General features: G+C 63.3%; 20 protein-coding genes. 10 read left to right on the forward strand and 10 right to left on the reverse strand.

The features are described from left to right. The first annotated feature begins 49 nt into the window (after positions 1–49). Positions 50–1,048, forward strand: a complete 999-nt coding sequence (locus tag FXB40_RS07570) for a LysR family transcriptional regulator (RefSeq protein WP_246207441.1) — start codon at positions 50–52, stop codon at positions 1,046–1,048. A gap of 70 nt (positions 1,049–1,118) precedes the next feature. Here the strand turns inward: FXB40_RS07570 and FXB40_RS07575 are convergent, their stop codons facing one another. Genes FXB40_RS07575 through FXB40_RS07595 form a run of 5 tightly spaced genes read right to left on the reverse strand, consistent with a single transcriptional unit; the run spans position 1,119 to position 4,972 of the window. Then, positions 1,119–1,883: an ABC transporter permease gene (locus FXB40_RS07575; RefSeq protein WP_148771582.1), complete on the reverse strand. Its 765-nt coding sequence runs from the start codon at positions 1,881–1,883 to the stop codon at positions 1,119–1,121. Next, on the reverse strand, positions 1,880–2,644 hold the full coding sequence (locus FXB40_RS07580; protein ID WP_148771583.1) for an ABC transporter permease: 765 nt from the start codon (positions 2,642–2,644) through the stop codon (positions 1,880–1,882). Before FXB40_RS07580 ends, FXB40_RS07575 begins: the two co-directional genes overlap by 4 nt. Continuing rightward, positions 2,641–3,447: an ABC transporter ATP-binding protein gene (locus FXB40_RS07585; protein WP_148771584.1), complete on the reverse strand. Its 807-nt coding sequence runs from the start codon at positions 3,445–3,447 to the stop codon at positions 2,641–2,643. The genes FXB40_RS07580 and FXB40_RS07585 overlap by 4 nt, the downstream gene beginning before the upstream one ends. After that, on the reverse strand, positions 3,444–4,148 hold the full coding sequence (locus FXB40_RS07590) for a GntR family transcriptional regulator (RefSeq protein ID WP_148771585.1): 705 nt from the start codon (positions 4,146–4,148) through the stop codon (positions 3,444–3,446). Before FXB40_RS07590 ends, FXB40_RS07585 begins: the two co-directional genes overlap by 4 nt. A gap of 11 nt (positions 4,149–4,159) precedes the next feature. Continuing rightward, the gene (locus FXB40_RS07595; RefSeq protein WP_246207443.1) at positions 4,160–4,972 is read right to left on the reverse strand and encodes an ABC transporter substrate-binding protein; all 813 of its coding nucleotides are present in this window, start codon (positions 4,970–4,972) and stop codon (positions 4,160–4,162) included. Between the two features lie 25 nt (positions 4,973–4,997). Between FXB40_RS07595 and FXB40_RS48685 the strand changes: the two genes are divergently transcribed. The 3 genes from FXB40_RS48685 to FXB40_RS07605 are packed head-to-tail and all read left to right on the forward strand — an operon-like array spanning position 4,998 to position 6,994. Next, a complete protein-coding gene (locus FXB40_RS48685) occupies positions 4,998–5,255 on the forward strand; it encodes a hypothetical protein (protein WP_210352143.1) in 258 nt (85 codons plus the stop codon). Then, on the forward strand, positions 5,194–6,180 hold the full coding sequence (locus tag FXB40_RS07600) for a fumarylacetoacetate hydrolase family protein (RefSeq protein WP_148771587.1): 987 nt from the start codon (positions 5,194–5,196) through the stop codon (positions 6,178–6,180). Before FXB40_RS48685 ends, FXB40_RS07600 begins: the two co-directional genes overlap by 62 nt. A gap of 37 nt (positions 6,181–6,217) precedes the next feature. Further along, a complete protein-coding gene (locus FXB40_RS07605) occupies positions 6,218–6,994 on the forward strand; it encodes a cyclase family protein (RefSeq protein WP_148771588.1) in 777 nt (258 codons plus the stop codon). A 75-nt stretch (positions 6,995–7,069) separates the two neighbouring features. Here the strand turns inward: FXB40_RS07605 and FXB40_RS07610 are convergent, their stop codons facing one another. The 5 genes from FXB40_RS07610 to FXB40_RS07630 are packed head-to-tail and all read right to left on the reverse strand — an operon-like array spanning position 7,070 to position 11,996. Continuing rightward, positions 7,070–8,167 (reverse strand): Gfo/Idh/MocA family protein, encoded by a 1,098-nt coding sequence (locus FXB40_RS07610; protein ID WP_148771589.1) that lies wholly within the window; start codon positions 8,165–8,167, stop codon positions 7,070–7,072. A 19-nt stretch (positions 8,168–8,186) separates the two neighbouring features. Beyond that, a complete protein-coding gene (gene nagA, locus FXB40_RS07615; RefSeq protein ID WP_210352135.1) occupies positions 8,187–9,350 on the reverse strand; it encodes an N-acetylglucosamine-6-phosphate deacetylase in 1,164 nt (387 codons plus the stop codon). Beyond that, positions 9,350–10,375, reverse strand: a complete 1,026-nt coding sequence (locus FXB40_RS07620; protein ID WP_148771591.1) for an SIS domain-containing protein — start codon at positions 10,373–10,375, stop codon at positions 9,350–9,352. Before FXB40_RS07620 ends, nagA begins: the two co-directional genes overlap by 1 nt. Continuing rightward, the gene (locus FXB40_RS07625; RefSeq protein WP_246207445.1) at positions 10,372–11,127 is read right to left on the reverse strand and encodes a GntR family transcriptional regulator; all 756 of its coding nucleotides are present in this window, start codon (positions 11,125–11,127) and stop codon (positions 10,372–10,374) included. Before FXB40_RS07625 ends, FXB40_RS07620 begins: the two co-directional genes overlap by 4 nt. Beyond that, a complete protein-coding gene (locus FXB40_RS07630) occupies positions 11,118–11,996 on the reverse strand; it encodes a glucosamine kinase nucleotide-binding domain-containing protein (protein ID WP_187436721.1) in 879 nt (292 codons plus the stop codon). Before FXB40_RS07630 ends, FXB40_RS07625 begins: the two co-directional genes overlap by 10 nt. Before the next feature lie 93 nt (positions 11,997–12,089). On the opposite strand from FXB40_RS07630, the gene FXB40_RS07635 reads away from it, so the two are divergent. From FXB40_RS07635 to FXB40_RS07660, 6 genes are all read left to right on the forward strand, one after another. After that, on the forward strand, positions 12,090–13,034 hold the full coding sequence (locus FXB40_RS07635; protein ID WP_148771593.1) for an N-acetylmuramic acid 6-phosphate etherase: 945 nt from the start codon (positions 12,090–12,092) through the stop codon (positions 13,032–13,034). A gap of 1 nt (position 13,035) precedes the next feature. Then, a complete protein-coding gene (locus FXB40_RS07640) occupies positions 13,036–14,298 on the forward strand; it encodes an ABC transporter substrate-binding protein (protein ID WP_148771594.1) in 1,263 nt (420 codons plus the stop codon). Positions 14,299–14,444: 146 nt separating this feature from the next. After that, complete coding sequence (locus FXB40_RS07645) at positions 14,445–15,395, forward strand: carbohydrate ABC transporter permease (protein ID WP_148771595.1); 951 nt, start codon at positions 14,445–14,447, stop codon at positions 15,393–15,395. Positions 15,396–15,405: 10 nt separating this feature from the next. After that, positions 15,406–16,239, forward strand: a complete 834-nt coding sequence (locus tag FXB40_RS07650; RefSeq protein WP_148771596.1) for a carbohydrate ABC transporter permease — start codon at positions 15,406–15,408, stop codon at positions 16,237–16,239. 9 nt (positions 16,240–16,248) lie between these two features. Beyond that, positions 16,249–17,328 (forward strand): ABC transporter ATP-binding protein, encoded by a 1,080-nt coding sequence (locus FXB40_RS07655; RefSeq protein WP_148771597.1) that lies wholly within the window; start codon positions 16,249–16,251, stop codon positions 17,326–17,328. Positions 17,329–17,391: 63 nt separating this feature from the next. Beyond that, entirely contained in the window at positions 17,392–17,970 is a 579-nt protein-coding gene (locus FXB40_RS07660) for a histidine phosphatase family protein (protein ID WP_148771598.1), read from the forward strand. Positions 17,971–18,046: the final 76 nt, after the last annotated feature.

Raw genomic sequence — 18,046 nt, forward strand, 5'->3', positions numbered from 1 at the left:
GCGACCGTGACCCGTGCGGCAGTGCGCGCGGGCCGCGCGGCGATCCTGTATGGCGAGCGCGTTGACATGGCTTGAAGTTGGACGCCGCGCCGCTATTATTCAAATGAATTGGTATAATCTACCAATTCACAATGTGCATAGAAGCCTCATGAGACTCCGCAACCTCGATCTCAATCTGCTCCTGGTGTTCGACGCGGTGTTGCGCGAGCGCAGCGTGATACGTGCCGCAGACAGCCTCGCCATCAGCCAGCCGGCCGTCAGTCACGCGCTCAACCGGCTGCGTCATGCGTTGAAGGACAAGTTGTTTATCCGCACACCCGCGGGAATGAGCCCGACCCCGAGAGCCGAGCAGCTCGCGCTTCCGGTTCGCAAGGCGCTCAACGAGCTGCAGCTCGCGGTCGAGGGGGACATCTTCGACCCCTCGACGGCAGACCGGCGTTTCACGATTGCGGTGAACAATTATGCCGCCGTGGTCGCGGTGGGACCGATCGTGGCTGCGGTGCGCGCACAGGCGCCAGCCGTGCGCCTGTCATTGGTGCCCAGCGGGACCCTGGATCTCAGGGACAAACTCGACCGCGGCGAGCTTGATCTTGCGTTGTCGGCGCAAGCCCTGGGCGGAGAGCGGTTTGCCTCGGAGCAGCTCATCGAGGATCGCTTCGTGGCCGTGCTCCGCAGCGGCCATCCAGCACTGCGGAAGCGGTTGACGACGGCATCACTGGCCGAGCTGCGGCATTTGGGGATCAGCTCGAGCGGTGAGAATTTGGAGTTCGTGGATACGTTCCTGAAGGCCCGGAAGAGCGCTCGTTTTGTCGCTTCCGAGGTGCCCTATCTCTCCGCAGGGGCGGTTCTGGTGCAGTCAAACCTGGTCACCATCCTCGGACGAAAGCTGGCGCTGGAGTTCCGCCGCGCCTATCCGATCGAGATCAGGGATCTGCCGTTCGAAGCGCCCACGCTGCACAGCGTGATGAGCTGGCATCGGCGCTTTGACGATGTTCCTGCCCACCGATGGCTGCGCAGCACTATCATCGGAGCCGCCACCACCTTGTGAATAGTGAACGCTCGTTGTCTCAAGTGGCCACGAACTCTCTCCGCCATACCGTCTGCATCCCTCACACCAATTAGCGCGTCGACTGCCACGCCAATAGTCTGCGCTCGGCCAGGGACATGGCAATCGACGTGACGTAGCCCGTCGCCCCTAGCAGGATCACGCCGGCAAACAAATCGGCAGAGCGGAATGCGCGTGCTGACAACAACACCCAGTGGCCGAGGCCGTCGAGCCCGGCGAGCACCTCGCAGACCACGGAGAGGATCAGCGCGACCGTCAGGCTGAGCCGCATGCCGGCGAGGATGTCGGGCAGGGCCGACGGCAATGCAATCTTGAAGACGATTGCGGGGCGCGACATCTGCAACGCGCGCGCGACCTCGTAGAGGCGCGGCTCGACGGCGGCGAAACCGTGAATGGTCGCAAGCATGATCGGCCAGATCGCACCGAAGGCGATCACAAACAGGGCCATCCCCTGCGTCAGGCCGAGCATCGCGATCGCGACGGGGATGATCGCGGATACCGGTAGTGGACGCAGGAATTCCAGCGATGGCGCGATGTAGATGCGCATCAGGCGAGACGATCCGATCAGGGCGCCGAGCGCAATGCCTGCAACCGAGGCAGCGAGCCAGCCATAGGCCATGTGTTCCAGCGTGCCGACGAGCTTGCTCGTGAGATCGCCGGTCGCAAAGCCACGCATCAGTGCGGCCCAGGCGCGGTCGGGGCCGGGCAAGAACACAGGTGAGATCAGCTTGAGGTTGGCGATAAGCTGCCAGAGCCCGACAAAGCCAGCCGCGACCGCAAAACTCGCAATACGCCAGATCATTGCGGTGGCGCTCATGAGCCTGCCCCGGCGATCGCGGCACGGCCGAACATGCGGCGCTGGACGACGACCAGCGCGAAGTTGAGCCCGTAGCCTATGATGCCGATCCAGACGAGATAAGCGAGCATCAGGTCGGCGCGCAGCGCCTGCTGCGCCTGCATGATGCCGGCGCCGAGGCCGAGCGGATTGATCGCGATCTCGACCGTCACCGCGACGATCAGTGCGATGCCGGCGGACAGGCGGAATGCGACGAAGATCCGCGGCAAAGCGGCTGGAATGATGATCTTGATGATCCGCTGCACCGGCGTCAGGCGCAGCGCCCGTGACACCTCCATCAATCGCGGCTCGACGCGGCGGACCGCGGTGCGGCTCAGGATCAGCATCGGCCAGACGCAGGCAAAGGCGACAATCACGATCTCCATGCGATAGCCGAAGCCGAGCGCGATCAGTGCGATCGGCAGCAGCGCGATCGACGGAATCGGTCGGATCGCCTCGATGGTTACTTCCATCAGCCGGTCGAGCATGCTCGAAACGCCGAAGGCTATTCCGAGCGCAAGCCCGATGACGCTGCCGATCGTGAGCCCCGCGAACGCCGCGAGCAAAGTGTCACGGGTAGCGATCGGAATCGTGAGGTCGGCGAGTGCTGCGGCCAGAGCGGCCAGGACTGCGCTCGGAGGTGCGAGGCTGTCGCTCTGCAAATGGGCGAGGCGGGCCCAGAGTTCGAAGACGAGCAGCACCACGAGCGGCAGCAACAGCGGTTTGGTGCGTTCGAGGCTCAATGTTCGGTCGCCTTGATGAAGTCGAACAATTGCCGGCGCAGCCGCAGGAATTCCGGGTGCTCGCGGGTGGCAAGCTGGTCGCGCGGGCGCGGCAGGTTCACATCCAGCTCGATCCCGATCCGCCCGGGATGCGGCAAGAGACCGATGACACGGTCGCCGAGATAGATCGCTTCGTCGAGATCGTGGGTCACGAAGACGACGGTCGTGTTGCTTGCCGCCGTCAACGACAGCACCTCGTCCTGGAGACCTTGCCGCGTCATCGCATCCAGCGCGCCGAATGGCTCGTCCATCAGCAGCGTGGTAGGCTCCTGTGCGAGACAGCGCGCGATCTGCAAACGCTGCTGCATGCCGCCGGACATTTCCGCCGGATATTTCTCGGCATGGGCGGGAAGGCCGACCTTGCGCAGCAACTCAGCGATCCGGTCGGGGCGCTCGCGGACGGGAATTCCGCAGGCCTCCAGCGCAAGCGAGATGTTGCCGGCTGCGGTTCGCCAGGGCAGCAGCGCCTTGCCATAGTCCTGGAATACGATCGCGACCTCGCGACGTGGTTCGAGCATCGGCTGGCCGTCGAAGGTGACGGCGCCGCCAGTCGGACGATAGAGGCCCGCCGCGAGCCGCAGCGCAGTGGTCTTGCCGCAACCGGAGGCGCCGACAATGCAGAGGAATTCGCCAGGACGCACCTCGAGATCGAGATTCTCGATAATGGTCTTGCCGCCGAGCCGAAGCGTCGCGCCGTTGAAGGTGATCAATGGCTTTTGCTGCCGCGCCGCCTTTGCTTCATCAAGTCTTGCAAGGACGGTCATCGGTCACTCTCGTTGGCGGGCGGGTAAACGAAATTGATGGTCGAGTGCAGGTGTCCCTCCAGCATTTCTTGAGCGCTTGGGACGTCCCGCGCCAGCACGCGGTCGGCGAGCATTTGATGGCTGCGGATGAATTCTGCACCGCTGTCGATCGCACGCATCATCACGCGCCGATAGCGGTAGGCCTGGTCATAGAGGTCTGAATGCGCACCGAGCATCCGCTGCGACCCGCAGGCGGCGAGCAGGGCAGTGTGAAAGCCCTTGTGCAGGCGGTCGAAATCGGCAGCGCCCTCGCGGAATTCGTTGCCAGTACGCTCGATGTGCCGGCGCATCTGATGCAGCGCGCTCACGATACCGGCCTCCCAGGCGTCATCGCCGTGGATGATGGCGAGCCGGACCGCCTCTTTTTCGACGGCAGTGCGCATGCAGGTGATGTCGGCCAGGTCCTCGCGGCTGACCTCGGCGACGCGAAAGCCGCGCTGGCCGATGCCGACGATCAATCCGCGCGACATCAGGCGCGACAATCCCTCGCGGAGCGGCGTGGCGCCGATCTCATAGCGCTGCACGAGATCGACGATGCCTAGCCGCGCCCCCGGCGCCAGACGTCCGGCGAGAATGTCCTGCTCGAGGAGAGTGGCAGCGCGCTCGCTCAAGGTGCCCGCCTCGCCGTTCGGACGTTCGACAGTGCGTTCGGAAGCCGGCATCGTATGGGTCCTCAGTTCAGCACCAGTTTGCTCGTATCGAGATTCGATTGCAGCATCTTCTGCGACGACATCACGTCGATCCACCAGGCGAGGCTTTCCGGCTTCAAACCCGGCTCAGACTGATTCGGAGGCGTCGCCTTGACGAGATCGAGCGGCTGTTTGGTGAACTTTGCGATCGAAGCGGAGGCCTTCTCGCGGTCACCGTTGACGATCACTGCCGCTTCCGCGATCGCATCGCGAAACTTCGTCACGGTCGCGGCGTTCTTCTCCGCCCATTCGCGCGAGGCGGCATAGAAGATGATCGGGTCGGTGCGGGCGAGGTCGACCGCGTAGCGCGCACCGACTGAGCCGAGGCCCGCATTGGTCATGCGGGTGACAAATGGCTCGGCGGTGAGGACGGCATCAACGCCCCCGGACTTGATGATGTCGGCCATGGTCGGGAAGGTCACCTCGACGAACTTGACGCTCTTGGGATCGACGCCTTTCTCCACCAGCCACTTCACGAACAGCACATGCAGGAAGGCGTTCAGCCCCGGTGCGCCGACTTTCTTGCCGACGAAATCCTTCGGCTCTTTGATGGTGATGCCGTTTCGGACGAAAGCCGTAATGGCGTTGTTCGACGTCGTGTTCATCACCGACGCGCCGGCGATGCCGACCAGATCGAGGCCGCCGTCGACGGCCTGGAGGAAGACCGTCGAAGTCGGTCCGCCAATCTCGATCGAGTTCGACAGGATCGCGGCCGGGATGTTCGAATTGATGGCAATCGGCGTCATCTCGACGTCAAGCCCGTGCTTTCTAAAAATGCCCTCGTCGACCGCGATCATGGCGGACGCACAGTCGGAGGTGGCCGTGCAACCGATCTGGATTTTCGCCTGTGCCGCCGCGGAGCCTGCCAATGCGCAAGACATCCCAAGCGAAATTCCGAGTGTGATTGCCAATCCTGCAAACTGCCTTTTCAAGCTGTCCTCCCAGTCCGCATTTTTTTCTCTTGATTATCGATATTTTATTCGATCATATATTTTTATCCAGAGCAAGGGGGTCCAAGGTGAAACTCGCTACATTCAGGTCGGCTGGTCAGGACAAGATCGGCGTGGTGCATTCCAATGACAGCCGGATCTTCGATATCGCTGCGGCCGCGGCGCGCGATGGACAGGATCCCGCCTTTACCTCGATGCTGGCGCTGATCGATGCCGGGCCACGCGCGCTGGAGCAGGCGGCGGCGCTGCTCGAGAAGCACGGCAAGGATCCGGCGCTATCGTCGGCGATAAGTTCGGTGGACGTCCTCGCGCCCGTGCCGGAGCCCCGGCAGATGCGCGACGGTATGTCGTTCCCGCTGCACATCCTGCAAGCGCCACGCGGGCAGCGGAAGCTCGTGGCGCGCGCCAAAGGAGACATGGCGGAACTGGCGCGGATCGACGCGGAGCCGCTCGGCGAGCTGCCCGAGGTCTATCGCAAGCAACCGATCTTCTACATTACCAACCGTTTCAGCGTCCGCGGCACCGACACCACAGTCAGGTGGCCGCGCTACAGCAAGGTGATGGATTACGAGCTCGAATTCGGGATCATCACCAGGAACAGGGGCGCGAATATCTCTGCGGCGAAGGCGAAGGATCACATCTTCGGCTACACCATCTTCAACGATTTCTCGGCGCGCGACGCGCAGCGCATCGAGATGGAAGGGCGCCTCGGCCCCGCCAAGGGCAAGAGCTTTGACGGCGGCAATGTGATGGGGCCGTGGATCGTGACACCGGATGAGATCGGCGATCCCTACAAGTTGAAGATGGAAGCGCGTGTCAACGGCGAGACCCGCTCAACGGGCGTCTCGGATGGGATGCTGTTCTCGTTCGAGGAGATCATCGCCCATGTTACGCAGGACGAGACGCTGATGCCGGGTGAATTCATCGGTTCGGGCACGGTGGGCAATGGCTGCGGGCTCGAGCTCGGTTGGTTTCTCGAACATGGCGATACGGTCGAGCTCGAAGTCGAAAAAATCGGGATCTTGAAAAACAGGGTCGAACGGCAGGACGCTTGAGCTCTCAACGGACAAGAAGAGGCAACGAGGAAACACCATGGCGCGCAAACTGATCGATATCTCCGTACCGCTGCAAAACGACGTGCCGGCCGATCCGCCGGGCAATCATCCGACCATTCAATACATCGATCATCAACAAGGCTTGCCACGCATGCTCCAGTTCTTCGATGGGCTGAAGGCGGAGGATCTGCCCGACGGTCAGGGTTGGGCGGTGGAGATGGTCAATCTTTCCACTCATAATGGCACCCATCTCGATGCCCCCTGGCACTTCCATCCCACGATGAACCGCGGCGAGCGCTCGTGGACCATCGATGAGGTGCCGCTGGAATGGTGCTTTCAGCCCGGTGTGAAGCTCGATTTCCGCCATCTTCCGGACGGATATGTGGCGACTGCCGGGGATGTCGAGGCCGAGCTGAAGCGGATCGGGCATACGCTGTCGTCGCTCGAGATCGTCGTCGTCAATACCAGCGCGGGCGTCAAATATGGCCGCCAGGACTACGTCACCTCGGGCTGCGGCATGGGCTATGAGGCGACCATGTATCTGCTGGAACGCGGCGTCCGGCTGACCGGGATCGATGGCTGGAGCTGGGACGCGCCCTTCGTCTACACCGCGAAGAAATATGCGGAGACCAGGGATGCCGGCTTGATCTGGGAGGGTCACAAGGCCGGACGCCACATCGGCTATTGTCATCTGGAGAAGCTGCACAATCTCGAGCTTCTGCCCTCGACCGGCTTCATGGTCTCATGCTTCCCCGTGAAGATCGAGCGGGCATCCGCGGGGTGGACGCGGGCGGTCGCAATCGTTGAGGGCTAAAGGTCGCAAGCAAATACCGGATAGATGGGTATTTCTCTATCGGTTCCTGGCGCGGCGCGTTCGATAGGTGTGGATCTACAGGCGTACGACTTCACCGGTTCGAACGCTCTCGTCGGCGGCAAAGACGATGCGGAGTGAGTTGATCGCGTCCTCGTGATGCTCGGACAGATCCACCTCGCCACGGACCGCACGCAGAAACAGCCGCTGCTCGCGCTCGCAGAGCTCCTGATGGTCGGGTTCATCCGCGGTCGAGATCAACTCGTCCGGCTTCGCAAAGCGGTCTTCGGTGTCGCGCGCTGCGTGATGGATGCGAAGCGCGTTGGTCCGTGTATGCGTGTCATGTTCGGCCGAACGCACGCCCGCATCGCTACTCTCTTTCGCGACGATCGACACGCTGCCGTTAGGGCCGATCATGTCCTTCACGAAATGAGCGGTCTCGCTCATCATTGGACCCCAGCCGACCTCGTACCAGCCGACGGATCCGTCGTCGAACATGATGTGAAGATGGCCGTAATTGTACACGGCCGGCGCGATTTCGCTCGTCAGTCGCGCCCCGACCGCGTGGACCGCGACGGGACGCGCTCGCGTCACTTGGCACATGATGTCGACGTAGTGGACGCCGCAATCGACGATCGGTGAAGTCGACCGCATGAGTCTCTTGTGCACCTCCCAGAAGGAGCCCGCAGACTGCTGGTTGAGATTCATGCGCATCACGAGCGGCTTTCCGAGCGTTCGGCCGATTTCGACGAACCGCGACCATGCGGGATGTACGCGCAGGATATAGCCGATCAGCAGCGCCTTTCCCGTCGCGTGTGCAGCGCTAACGACTTGTCGCGCCGCATCCAGCGTGTCGGCCAGCGGCTTTTCGCAGAAAACATGCGCGCCAGCAGCGAAAGCCTGCAACGCCATGGCGGCGTGATGCTCGGTGTAGGTGCAGATCGCGACGGCATCGGGACGCAAACTCGTGAGCGCCTCGTCGAAGCTTTCGAAGCGCGGAAGAGCGGGAAACTCGGCCTCGAGATCGTCGCGATCGGCCGCGCGAGAGGTGCAAAGACCGACGAGCTCGAAACCCTCGACCGATTGATAGGCGCGGGCATGGCTGGTTCCCATGGTGCCGAGGCCAACCACGAGAACGCGAACATTTTGCGGAGTCGAAATGGAGAGCGAGGACATGGCTCGATCGCGTCCTTAGTCAGGTGTTGTCCGCCGCCGCATCGTGCTCAGAGCCGTTGGGGGGCTGGCCTTCGATCCAGGTTTCCAGCACCCGCAGCTCGTCGTCGAGATGCACGAGGCTCGCGAGATAGCCTGGTGCGATTCGGCCAAGTTCAGTATCGCGCCGGAGAAACGTCGCCGGAACGCGTGATGCCATTGCGAGGGCATCGGCGAGCGGAAGCCTGACGACGTTGACGGCATAGCGCACCGCCTCATCCATGGTTAGAATCGAGCCGGCGAGCGTCCCGTCGTCGAGCCGCAGGCAACCGTCTGCACTCGTCACGCGGCGGCCCTGAAGATCGAAATGATCGGGGCCACCGGCCGCCGGCGGCATCGCGTCGGTAACCAGCATGAAACGATCGTGCCGCTTGGCGGCAAGCGCGTTGCGCAAATTCGCCTCGTGGACGTGATGGCCGTCGGCGATGAGGCCGACGAACACATCGTCGAGATCGAGCGCGGCGCCGACCATGCCCGGCTCGCGCCCGGTCGGCGCGCTCATCGCGTTGAACAAATGGGTGAACGCGCGCGCGCCTGCTTGCACGGCCCTGCGCGCCTCCTCGTAGCTCGCGTCGGAGTGGCCCAGCGAGACGAGCACGCCATGCCGCGCGAGCTCGGCGATGCTCTCGGTCGCGACCCGATTGGGCGCCAGCGTCAGCATGACCGCGCCGCAATTCGCCTTGGCGATTGTCGCGACGTCATCGCGCCCGAGGTCGCGGATGTAGCTGAGTTCATGCGCACCCTTGCGGCGCGGATCCAGGAAGGGCCCCTCCAGGTGAATGCCGAGTGCCGCAGGGGTCAGGCGCCGCGCCTCGCGCGTCGCAGCGATGGCAGCGGCCATCACCTGCGGCGCGTCGGTCACCAGCGTCGGCAGCAGCCCGATGGTCCCGTGTTTACGGTGCGCGGCCGCGATGCGTGCGATGCCTTCGGGCGTCGGGTCCTGGTTGAGCAGGACGCCGCCGCCGCCGTTGACCTGAACGTCGACATAGCCGGGCGCAAGCAGGCCGCCGCCGAGATCCCGCGCTGCGCCGTCAGGTCTCTCGGAGTGGGGAACGATTGCGGCAATGCGCGCACCTTCGACGACAACCGCGTGGTCATCGAGAAAGCGTTCTCCATCGAAAATCCGCGCGCCGGTCAGAACGATCATCAGACGGTCTCCGTTACCTTGCGCAGATTGCGCGGGCGGTCGGGATCGCGCCCGAGCCGGAGCGCAAGCGCTTCGGCAAGCCGGTAGAAGCGGTGGATCATGACGATGGGCTCCAACAGGGGAGCCCCGACTCGTGCCGTAGCGAGACGATCCGACTCATCGGCGCCGCCCGCTTCGATTGTGATCACCGTCGCGCCGGCGTCGGCCAGCGCCGTGAGCGTCGGCAGCATGCCTTCGCGCGCCGCGTCGGACGGCAGGAAGGCGATGACGGGGAAGCCCGGAGCGACAAGTTCGGCCGGGCCGTGCAGCACCTCGGCCGCGGAGTAGGCCTCGGCGTGAATCGCGCAGGTTTCCTTGAGTTTGAGTGCCGCTTCCGCGGCGATCGCAAGTGTTGCGCCGCGGCCGAGCACGAAAGCGCTGCGGGCATTTGCAAGTCTCTCCAGTATCGTCGCGGGCGGCGGCGCTGCTTGGGCGCGCAGGACGTCCGGCAGGCCGGCGAGGGCGGCTGCGAGCTGCCGATCCTCGCGCCAGGCCGCGACGAGGCTCGCCCCCCCGACGAGGCCGGCGATCATCGATTTGGTCGCGGCGACGGAACGTTCCGTGCCGGCGCAGAGCGGCAGCAGGATTTCGGCCTCTTGCGCGAGTGGCGAGGCCACGTCGTTGACCAATGCGAGAGCGAGCGCACCGCCGTCTCGTGCGGCACGCTGCATTTCCACGATGTCCGGGCTCCGCCCCGATTGCGAGATCGCGACGGAAACGCTCCCTGCGAGCCGCATCGGCGTCCGATAAAGCGTCGCAATCGAGGGACCGATGGAGGCACAAGGCACCCCCGAAAGAATCTCGACGAGATATTTCAGATAGAGCGCGCAGCAATCCGACGAACCACGGCCGATAGTTGCGACGAGCGGCGGGTCGAGGGCACGCAGACGTGCTCCGAGTTCAGCGAGTCGCTCGGCATTTTGACCGAGCTGGCGCGCAGCCGCGTCGCCTGCCTCGCCGATCTCCTGAAGCATCTGTGTCGTCATCGGTGCGTCTTTCGGGCCAGGGGCGACAGCGTGAGTTCGGAAACGAAATCATAGGCGTCGGCACGGTACCAGGATTTCGTGAACTCCACGCAGGCTCCGTCTGCGAGGTAGGCGATGCGCTGGATGTAGAGCGCCGGGCTGTCTGGCGCGACCCCGAGCAGTTCAGCATCGGCTTGATCGAGGAGGGTCGCGCGCAAGCGCTGCAGGCCCCGGGTTGGCCTGAAGCCCCTTGCGGAGAGTGCCTCGTAGAGCGAGGCGCCGACCGAATCCTGTCCAGGAAGAAAGCGTATCGGCACGGCGGCGCGTTCGATTGCCATGGGCGAACCGTCGGCCAGGCGCAGGCGTCCGAGTCGGAACACGCGGTCGTTTGGTCGTACGCCAAGCATCATCGCCTCTTCCGGCGTCGGCAGGAATACGCCGCGTTCGAGTTCGCGCGAGCTTGCCTCCAATCCGCGCAGCCGCATGTCTTCCGTGAAACTCGTCAGACGCGACGAGGGCTGTTCGACGCGCGGCGTTGCGCGATGGATGAAGGTGCCCGCGCCGTGGCGGTGAAACAGCACGCCTTCGGCAATCAGATCGGCGATCGCCTTTCGCAGCGTGGTGCGCGATATGTCGAGCAGCTCGCACAACACGCGCTCCGCCGGAAGCAGTTGCGTCTCCACGAAGCGTCCGGTCTCGATCTCGCGCCGAAGCGCGTCGACCACGGCACGATAGAGCTTTTGGCCCGGCGCCGTTTCGACCGTCATGGACATGCCGTGTCCTCCGCGAGCGTTCCGCCGGCGAGAAGGATCGCGCCGTCGACCGCGTCGCGCCGCGGCTGGGCGAGGCGCTTGGCCACATCAGGCGGCAGGAAGGGGCGCAAGGGCTCGCCGAAGCCGCCCGCGAGCGCAATGCGCTCGGCGCCGAGCGCGTTCAGCGCGTTCGCGAGCGCCGCGATCGCGCTGGCCGCTTCCCCGACGATTTCGCGCGCGCGCATATCTCCGGACCTGGCGACAGCCAGGATTTGGGGCGCGAAGGAGCCGTAGTCTCTGGGTCTGGCCTCCGCTGCCCAGCGGCTCATTCGCAACGGATCATCGTTGAAATGTCGCCCGAGCGCCTGGGCAAGTCCGCTCATCGGCTCGAGGCCGTCGATCGCACGCAGCGTCGCGCGCAACGCCGATTCGCCGAGGCGTGCGGCGGATCCGTCGTCGCCCAGCCAGAAGCCGCGTCCGCCGATGATAGTCGTTCGCGCTCCGACGCGAGCGATGCCCGCCGAGCCCGTGCCCGCGATGATCAGGCCGCCGTCGCCGACCCCGTTGGCTCCCACGCAGGCGGCGACAGCATCATTGACGGCGACGATACGCGCGAAGCCGGGCAGGGCGTCGGAGACACGCTCCGCTTCATTGTCGTCCGAAAGCCCGGCAAGGCTCAGGCCGACGGCGATCTCCTGCCGTGACGCGCCGGCACTGATCGCGGATTCGATGGTTTCGCGCACGACCCGCATCGCCTCGTCGAAGTCGAGATAGATGTTCGAAGCCGGCCCGAGGCCACGCCCGAGCTCGCGGCCAGACGAGTCCCGCAGTCTCGCGCGGCAACGGGTGGCGCCGCCGTCTACTCCGAGAAAGAACCGGGCTGTCGCCAAGGGGCCTCCTAAAAATATTCTTAACGCCTCTAGACAAGTGGTATGTCACGTGGATAAAACGAATACAAGAGGTATCTACCATTGGTATTCGCGATGTCGGTGTTGCCGAGTTTGGAGACGGGCGGAGAGAGGTGCGGCGGCACCACCGACGTCGTGACGACCGATGAGGCGATGTTTGCGGACGCAATGCTCGCCTCCTACCGCCGGGCGATTGCTTCGGTCGCGACTGTCTCCAGGGACATCCGCACGGCGGCACTTCGGCTCGCCGCCGTTTGGCGGGCCGGCGGGCGTCTGGTCTATGCCGGTGCAGGGTCTTCCGGCCTTGCGGCGGCCGAAGATGCTGCCGAGCTTCCCGGTACGTTCGGCCTTGACCAGAGCCGCATCGCGATCGTCTTGCCCGGCGGGACCGCCGAGCCATTTCGCATCGACAGCGCGGCGGAGGACGATGCCGCAGCCGGTGAGCGGTCCATGACCGAGCTTGGCGATCTCTCCCGCGACGCAGTGATTGCTGTATCGGCGAGCGGCTCGACACCGTTCACCGTCGCTGCGGCCGCAGAGGCGCGTCGCCGCGGTGCCTTCGTGGTCGGCATCGCGCACCATCCGGCCTCGCCGTTGCTCATCGGCGCCGACGCGTCGATCCTGCTTGAAAGCGGGGACGAGGCGCTGCGGGGCTCGACGCGGCTCGCGGCCGGAGCGGCGCAAAAGGCCGCGCTCGGCATGCTCTCATCATTGATGGGACTCGAGCTCGGTCACATCCACCAGGGGCTGATGGTCAATCTGAAGGCCGATAACGCGAAGTTGCGCGAGCGGGCGCGCGGAATCGTCGCAGCGATCGCAAGTGTCAGCGATGCCAAAGCGGCGGCGGCGTTGCGTGAGGCCGGCGGCGATGTCAAGCCAGCGGTGCTGATTGCCTGCGGCATCGCCAGCATGAGCGAAGCCGTCAACTGGCTCGCTGCTGCGGAAGGCCGCATCGACGACGCGTTGCGCCGCGCAAGGGTCAACGGAATCAAGGGCGAAGGCCCGAACAAGGGAGCGTAGCATGAGACGGACATTCAAGGCCGCATTGGGAGCTGAGGTTGCCGCGTTGGCATTGCTCGCGGGGCTGGCGTCGGCCCAGGCAGGCTCATTGAAGATCGAGAGCTGGCGTAATGACGACGCCGACATCTGGAACTCCAAAATCATTCCCGCCTTCAACAAGCACTATCCCGACATCAAGATCGAATTCGCGCCCTCGGCGCCCAAGGAATACAATGCCGCCCTCAACGCGCGGCTCGATGGGGGTACCGCCGGCGACCTTATTACCTGCCGTCCGTTCGACGCCTCGCTCGCGCTCTATCAGAAACATCAGCTCGATAGCGTCGACGGCATCAAGGGTATGGACAATTTCTCCGATGTCGCAAAGGCCGCATGGCAAACCGACGATGGCAAAACCACTTTCTGTGTTCCGATCGCATCCGTTATCGCCGGGTTCATCTACAACAAGGAGGCCTTCGCAAAGGTCGGCGTATCTGAGCCGAAGACGCTCGACGAATTCCACGCCGTACTCGAGAAGCTGAAGAAGGACGGGACCTATGTCCCGCTGGTGATGGGCACGGCTGACCAATGGGAGGCCGCAACCATGGGATTCCAGAACATCGGTCCCGACTCCTGGAAAGGCGAGACGGGTCGAGCCAATCTGATTACTGGCAAGGAGAAGCTCACCGACCCGCAATACGTTGCGGCCTTCAAGGAGATCGCAAGCTGGGCGCCTTATCTCGGATCGGGCTTCCAGGCGCAGACCTACGCCGACAGTCAGAATCTGTTCTCGCTCGGCAAGGGCGCGATCTATGCGGCTGGCTCGTGGGACATCTCGACGTTCCGGGGCCAAGCGAAATTCGCGATGGGTGCATTCCCGCCGCCGCAGCCGGCCGGCACGACGGATTGCTATATCTCAGATCACACCGACATCGCGATGGGCGTCAACGCAGCTTCGAAGAACAAGGAGGACGCCAAGAAGTTCCTGGAATGGCTGACGACGCCGGAATTCGCAACGATCTACACCAACGCGCTTCCCGGCTTCTTCTCCCTTTCCAAGACTCCGGTGAAGGTCGAAGACGATGTCGCTGCGGCGATGGTCGGATGGCGGCAGACCTGCAAGTCGACGATCCGCAATTCGTATCAGATACTGTCGCGAGGTACGCCGAATCTCGAAAACGAGCTCTGGAACGTGTCCGCGCAGGTGGTCAACGGCAAGCTGACGCCCGAGGCTGCCGGCAAGCAGCTCCAGGATGGTCTCGACAAGTGGTACAAGCCCGCCAAGTGATGTAGGTCCTAGGTCCCCTCTCTCCGCATTCGCGGGGAGAGGGACTGTCCCTCCCTGGTCGACAGTTGCTGCACGCTCCGCCAAAAGATGGCGCGAGCCGCAAGCGGACAGCGACGATAATTTACGGTAGGTGCACTCTTCCCGTCATGCCTGAACCGCTCTCGAACATCACCGTCCAGATGCCTCGCGCAAAACTCGCGGGCCTTCTGTTGTTCTTTCTCGGCCCTGCGGTGGCGATCTATTCCCTGTTTTCGATCTATCCGCTTGTCGCGACGATGGCGCTCTCCACCTACACGAGCGATCCGTCCGGAGCCCGATCTTTCGTCGGCCTCGCCAATTTCGAAACGCTGCTCGGCGATGCGCTTTGGTCAAAGCCATTCTGGAATGCCCTCGGAAACAATCTGATATTCTTCGCCGTGCATATGTGCGTGCAGAATCCGATCGGTATTGCGCTCGCAGGATTGCTCAGCCTGCCGGGTGTAAGGCTTAAGGGCTTTTATCGAACCGTGATGTTTCTCCCGACGATGCTGTCGGTAGTCATTGTCGGCTTCTCCTGGAACTTGATTCTTTCGCCGCTCTGGGGCGTGGCCGCTGGCGCTTTGAAAGCCGTCGGATTGGGCTCACTATTTGCTCCCTGGCTGGGACTCGAATCGAGCGCGCTCGTCACCCTGTCCCTGATGTCTGTCTGGCAATTCGTCGGCATCCCGATGATGTTGATCTACGCCGCGCTGCTCAACATCCCCGAAGAGTTGATCGACGCGGCACGTGTCGATGGGCTCGGACAGTTCCGCATCTTCTTCCACATCAAGCTTCCACTCGTCCTGCCGACGATCAGCCTGGTCTCGGTCTTGACCTTCGTCGCCAACTTCAACGCTTTCGATCTGATCTACTCGGTCAAGGGCGCGCTTGCGGGGCCGAATTTCACCACCGACATCCTCGGTACGTTTTTCTACCGCACTTTCTTCGGAAATCAGCTCCAGCTCGGCAATCCGACGATGGGCGCCGCGGTCGCGACCGTGATGTTTTTCATCATCCTTCTCGGCCTCTGCCTCTATCTCTTTCTCGTGCAACGGCGCATCCGCCGTTACGCTTTCTGAGGGGGAAGGCATGACGACGGACCAGCGCGCAAGGAGCATCGGTGTCCATCTCGTCCTGATTGCCTACAGCCTTCTGGCGGTAGGTCCAATCCTGCTCGTCGTGATGAATTCGTTCAAGGTGCGCAGCGCCATCTTCGGTAGCCCGCTCGCGCCGCCGGACGCATCAACCTTCAGCCTGGTCGGCTATGAGAAGGTGTTTCGCTCCTCACATATCCTCACGTACTATTCGAATTCGTTGATCGTGACCCTCGTCAGCATGGCGCTCGTCCTGCTGTTCGGGGCGATGGCGGCTTGGGCGCTTACCGAATATCGCTTCCGCGGTTCGACGGCGCTGGCGCTGTTCCTGTCGATCGGCATCATGGTGCCGATCCGGCTTGGCTCCGTCGCAATCCTGAACATGATGCGGTCCGCTGGCCTTAACGACACGCTGACGGCCTTGGTCCTGGTCTATGTCGCGCAGGGCCTGCCGATGTCGATCTTCATATTGAGCGAATTCATCCAGCAGATTCCCAAGGATTTGCGTGATGCCGCGCGCTGCGACGGCGTGCCGGAAACTCGCATCTTCTTCGAAGTGGTCGCTCCACTGCTGCGACCGGCCATCGCAACGGTCGCTGTCTTCACCATCGTGCCGATCTGGAACGACCTTTGGTTTCCATTGATCCTGACCTCGAGCGATTCGACCCATACGGTGACGCTCGGCGTGCAGCAGTTTCTCGGCCAGTACATCACCGACTGGAATTCCGTGCTCGCCGCACTGTCGATGGCGATCCTGCCGGTCGTCGTGATCTACGTCATCCTCTCGCGCCAGCTCATCGCAGGCCTCACCTCCGGCGCAGTCAAATAGGTTCTCAGAATGGCCAATCTGCGCATCGAGCACCTCAACAAGCGTTATGGCGCGACGACAGTGCTCAACGACGTCAACTTGAGCATCGGGGACGGCGAATTCGTCGTTCTCGTGGGCCCTTCAGGCTGCGGCAAGTCGACTCTGCTGCGGATGATTGCCGGGCTCGATGGTGCATCGGGTGGGGACATCCATATCGCTGACAAGCTTGTCAATACGCTCGCGCCCGCCGAACGCGGCATCGCGATGGTGTTCCAGTCCTACGCACTCTATCCGCACATGAATGTGCGCAAGAACATGACGTTCGGATTGAAGTTCACGGGCGTGCCGCCGACCGAGCGCGAGCGGCGCGTCGCGAAAGCGGCTCGCATGCTACGTCTCGAGGAGTTGCTCGAACGCTATCCGCGCGATCTCTCCGGCGGTCAGCGTCAGCGTGTCGCGATCGGCCGAGCGATCGTGCGTGAGCCCGCTGTTTTCCTGTTCGACGAGCCGCTCTCCAATCTCGACGCGGCCTTGCGTGTCTCGACCCGCGTTGAGATCGCGAATTTGCACAGGCTGCTGAAATCGACGATCGTCTATGTCACGCACGATCAGGTCGAAGCGATGACGCTTGCCGACCGCATCGTCGTGATGAACAAGGGATGCATCGAGCAGGTCGGCAAACCACTCGACCTCTATTATGAACCCGCCAATCTGTTCGTTGCCGGCTTCATCGGCTCGCCTGCGATGAATTTCTTCGAGGCAGAGGTCGGAGGCATCGAGGGCGGACGCGCGCGCGTGGCCGGCACCGCGTTTCGCAACTTCGATATGCCGGCGGCATCGCTGAAGGTCGGTGACGCGCTGACCGTCGGTGTCCGTCCGGAGCATCTTGTTCGGGGTGGGGCCGGTCCCTTCCTCGCCGAAGGCATCGTCGAGCTGGTCGAACGGCTTGGCGAGGCCTCCTTCGCCTATCTGCGCCGCGTTGACGGCAGGATATTCGTAGCGGAGGTCCGCGGCCGCCAGACGCCGGCGCCCGGCGAGACGGTGACACTCGTTGCCGCGAGTCCTGATGTCCACGTCTTCGACGCCTTAGGCCTGCGCGTTGCGACATAAACCCGTTGACGGAGGCGATGCGATGCCGACTGCAAGCAGGTGTGAAGGCGCGATCGTTCAGTCATGACGAATGTCGTACGCTATCTGACCCATCCTCAGGTGAATATCGATCCGTCGGTTCCCGTTCCTCGTTGGGGCCTGAGTGAGGTCGGCAAAGCGCGTACGGAAGCCGTGACGGCCACGGGGCTGCTGTCGGGTACCACGCAGGTCATCTCCAGCGGAGAGCGAAAGGCGATCGAGACTGCTGAGATCATTGCTGCAAAGATGGGGGTCGACGTGGAGGTGCGCGAAGCGATGCACGAGAACGACCGATCGGCCACAGGCTTCCTCGTCCCCGACGAGTTCGAGGCGATGGCCAATCAGTTCTTCGGGCATCCCCACACCAGCATTCGTGGCTGGGAACGAGCGATCGACGCCCAGCTGCGCATTGTCCGCGAGGTCGAGCATGTGCTGAGCCGCAACACGCCGGGCGACGTACTTCTTGTCGGCCACGGTGGCGTTGGTACTCTCTTGTACTGCCATTACTCCGGTCTGGGGATTGATCGCGCCCACGACCAGCCCGCTGGCGGCGGTTGCTTCTTCGCGTTCACCTCGCATGGACGTCGCGTGCTGCATGGCTGGCGTCGCCTCGAGGAGCTGTGATTTTCGCGAAAGGAAGCAGGGGCGGAGCAGGTTCAGAAGCGGCAGGCCGAGGGCTCGGTGGATTCACCACCAAGTC

This window comes from Bradyrhizobium rifense (genome assembly GCF_008123425.1).
In the GTDB taxonomy this organism is placed as follows: domain Bacteria; phylum Pseudomonadota; class Alphaproteobacteria; order Rhizobiales; family Xanthobacteraceae; genus Bradyrhizobium; species Bradyrhizobium rifense.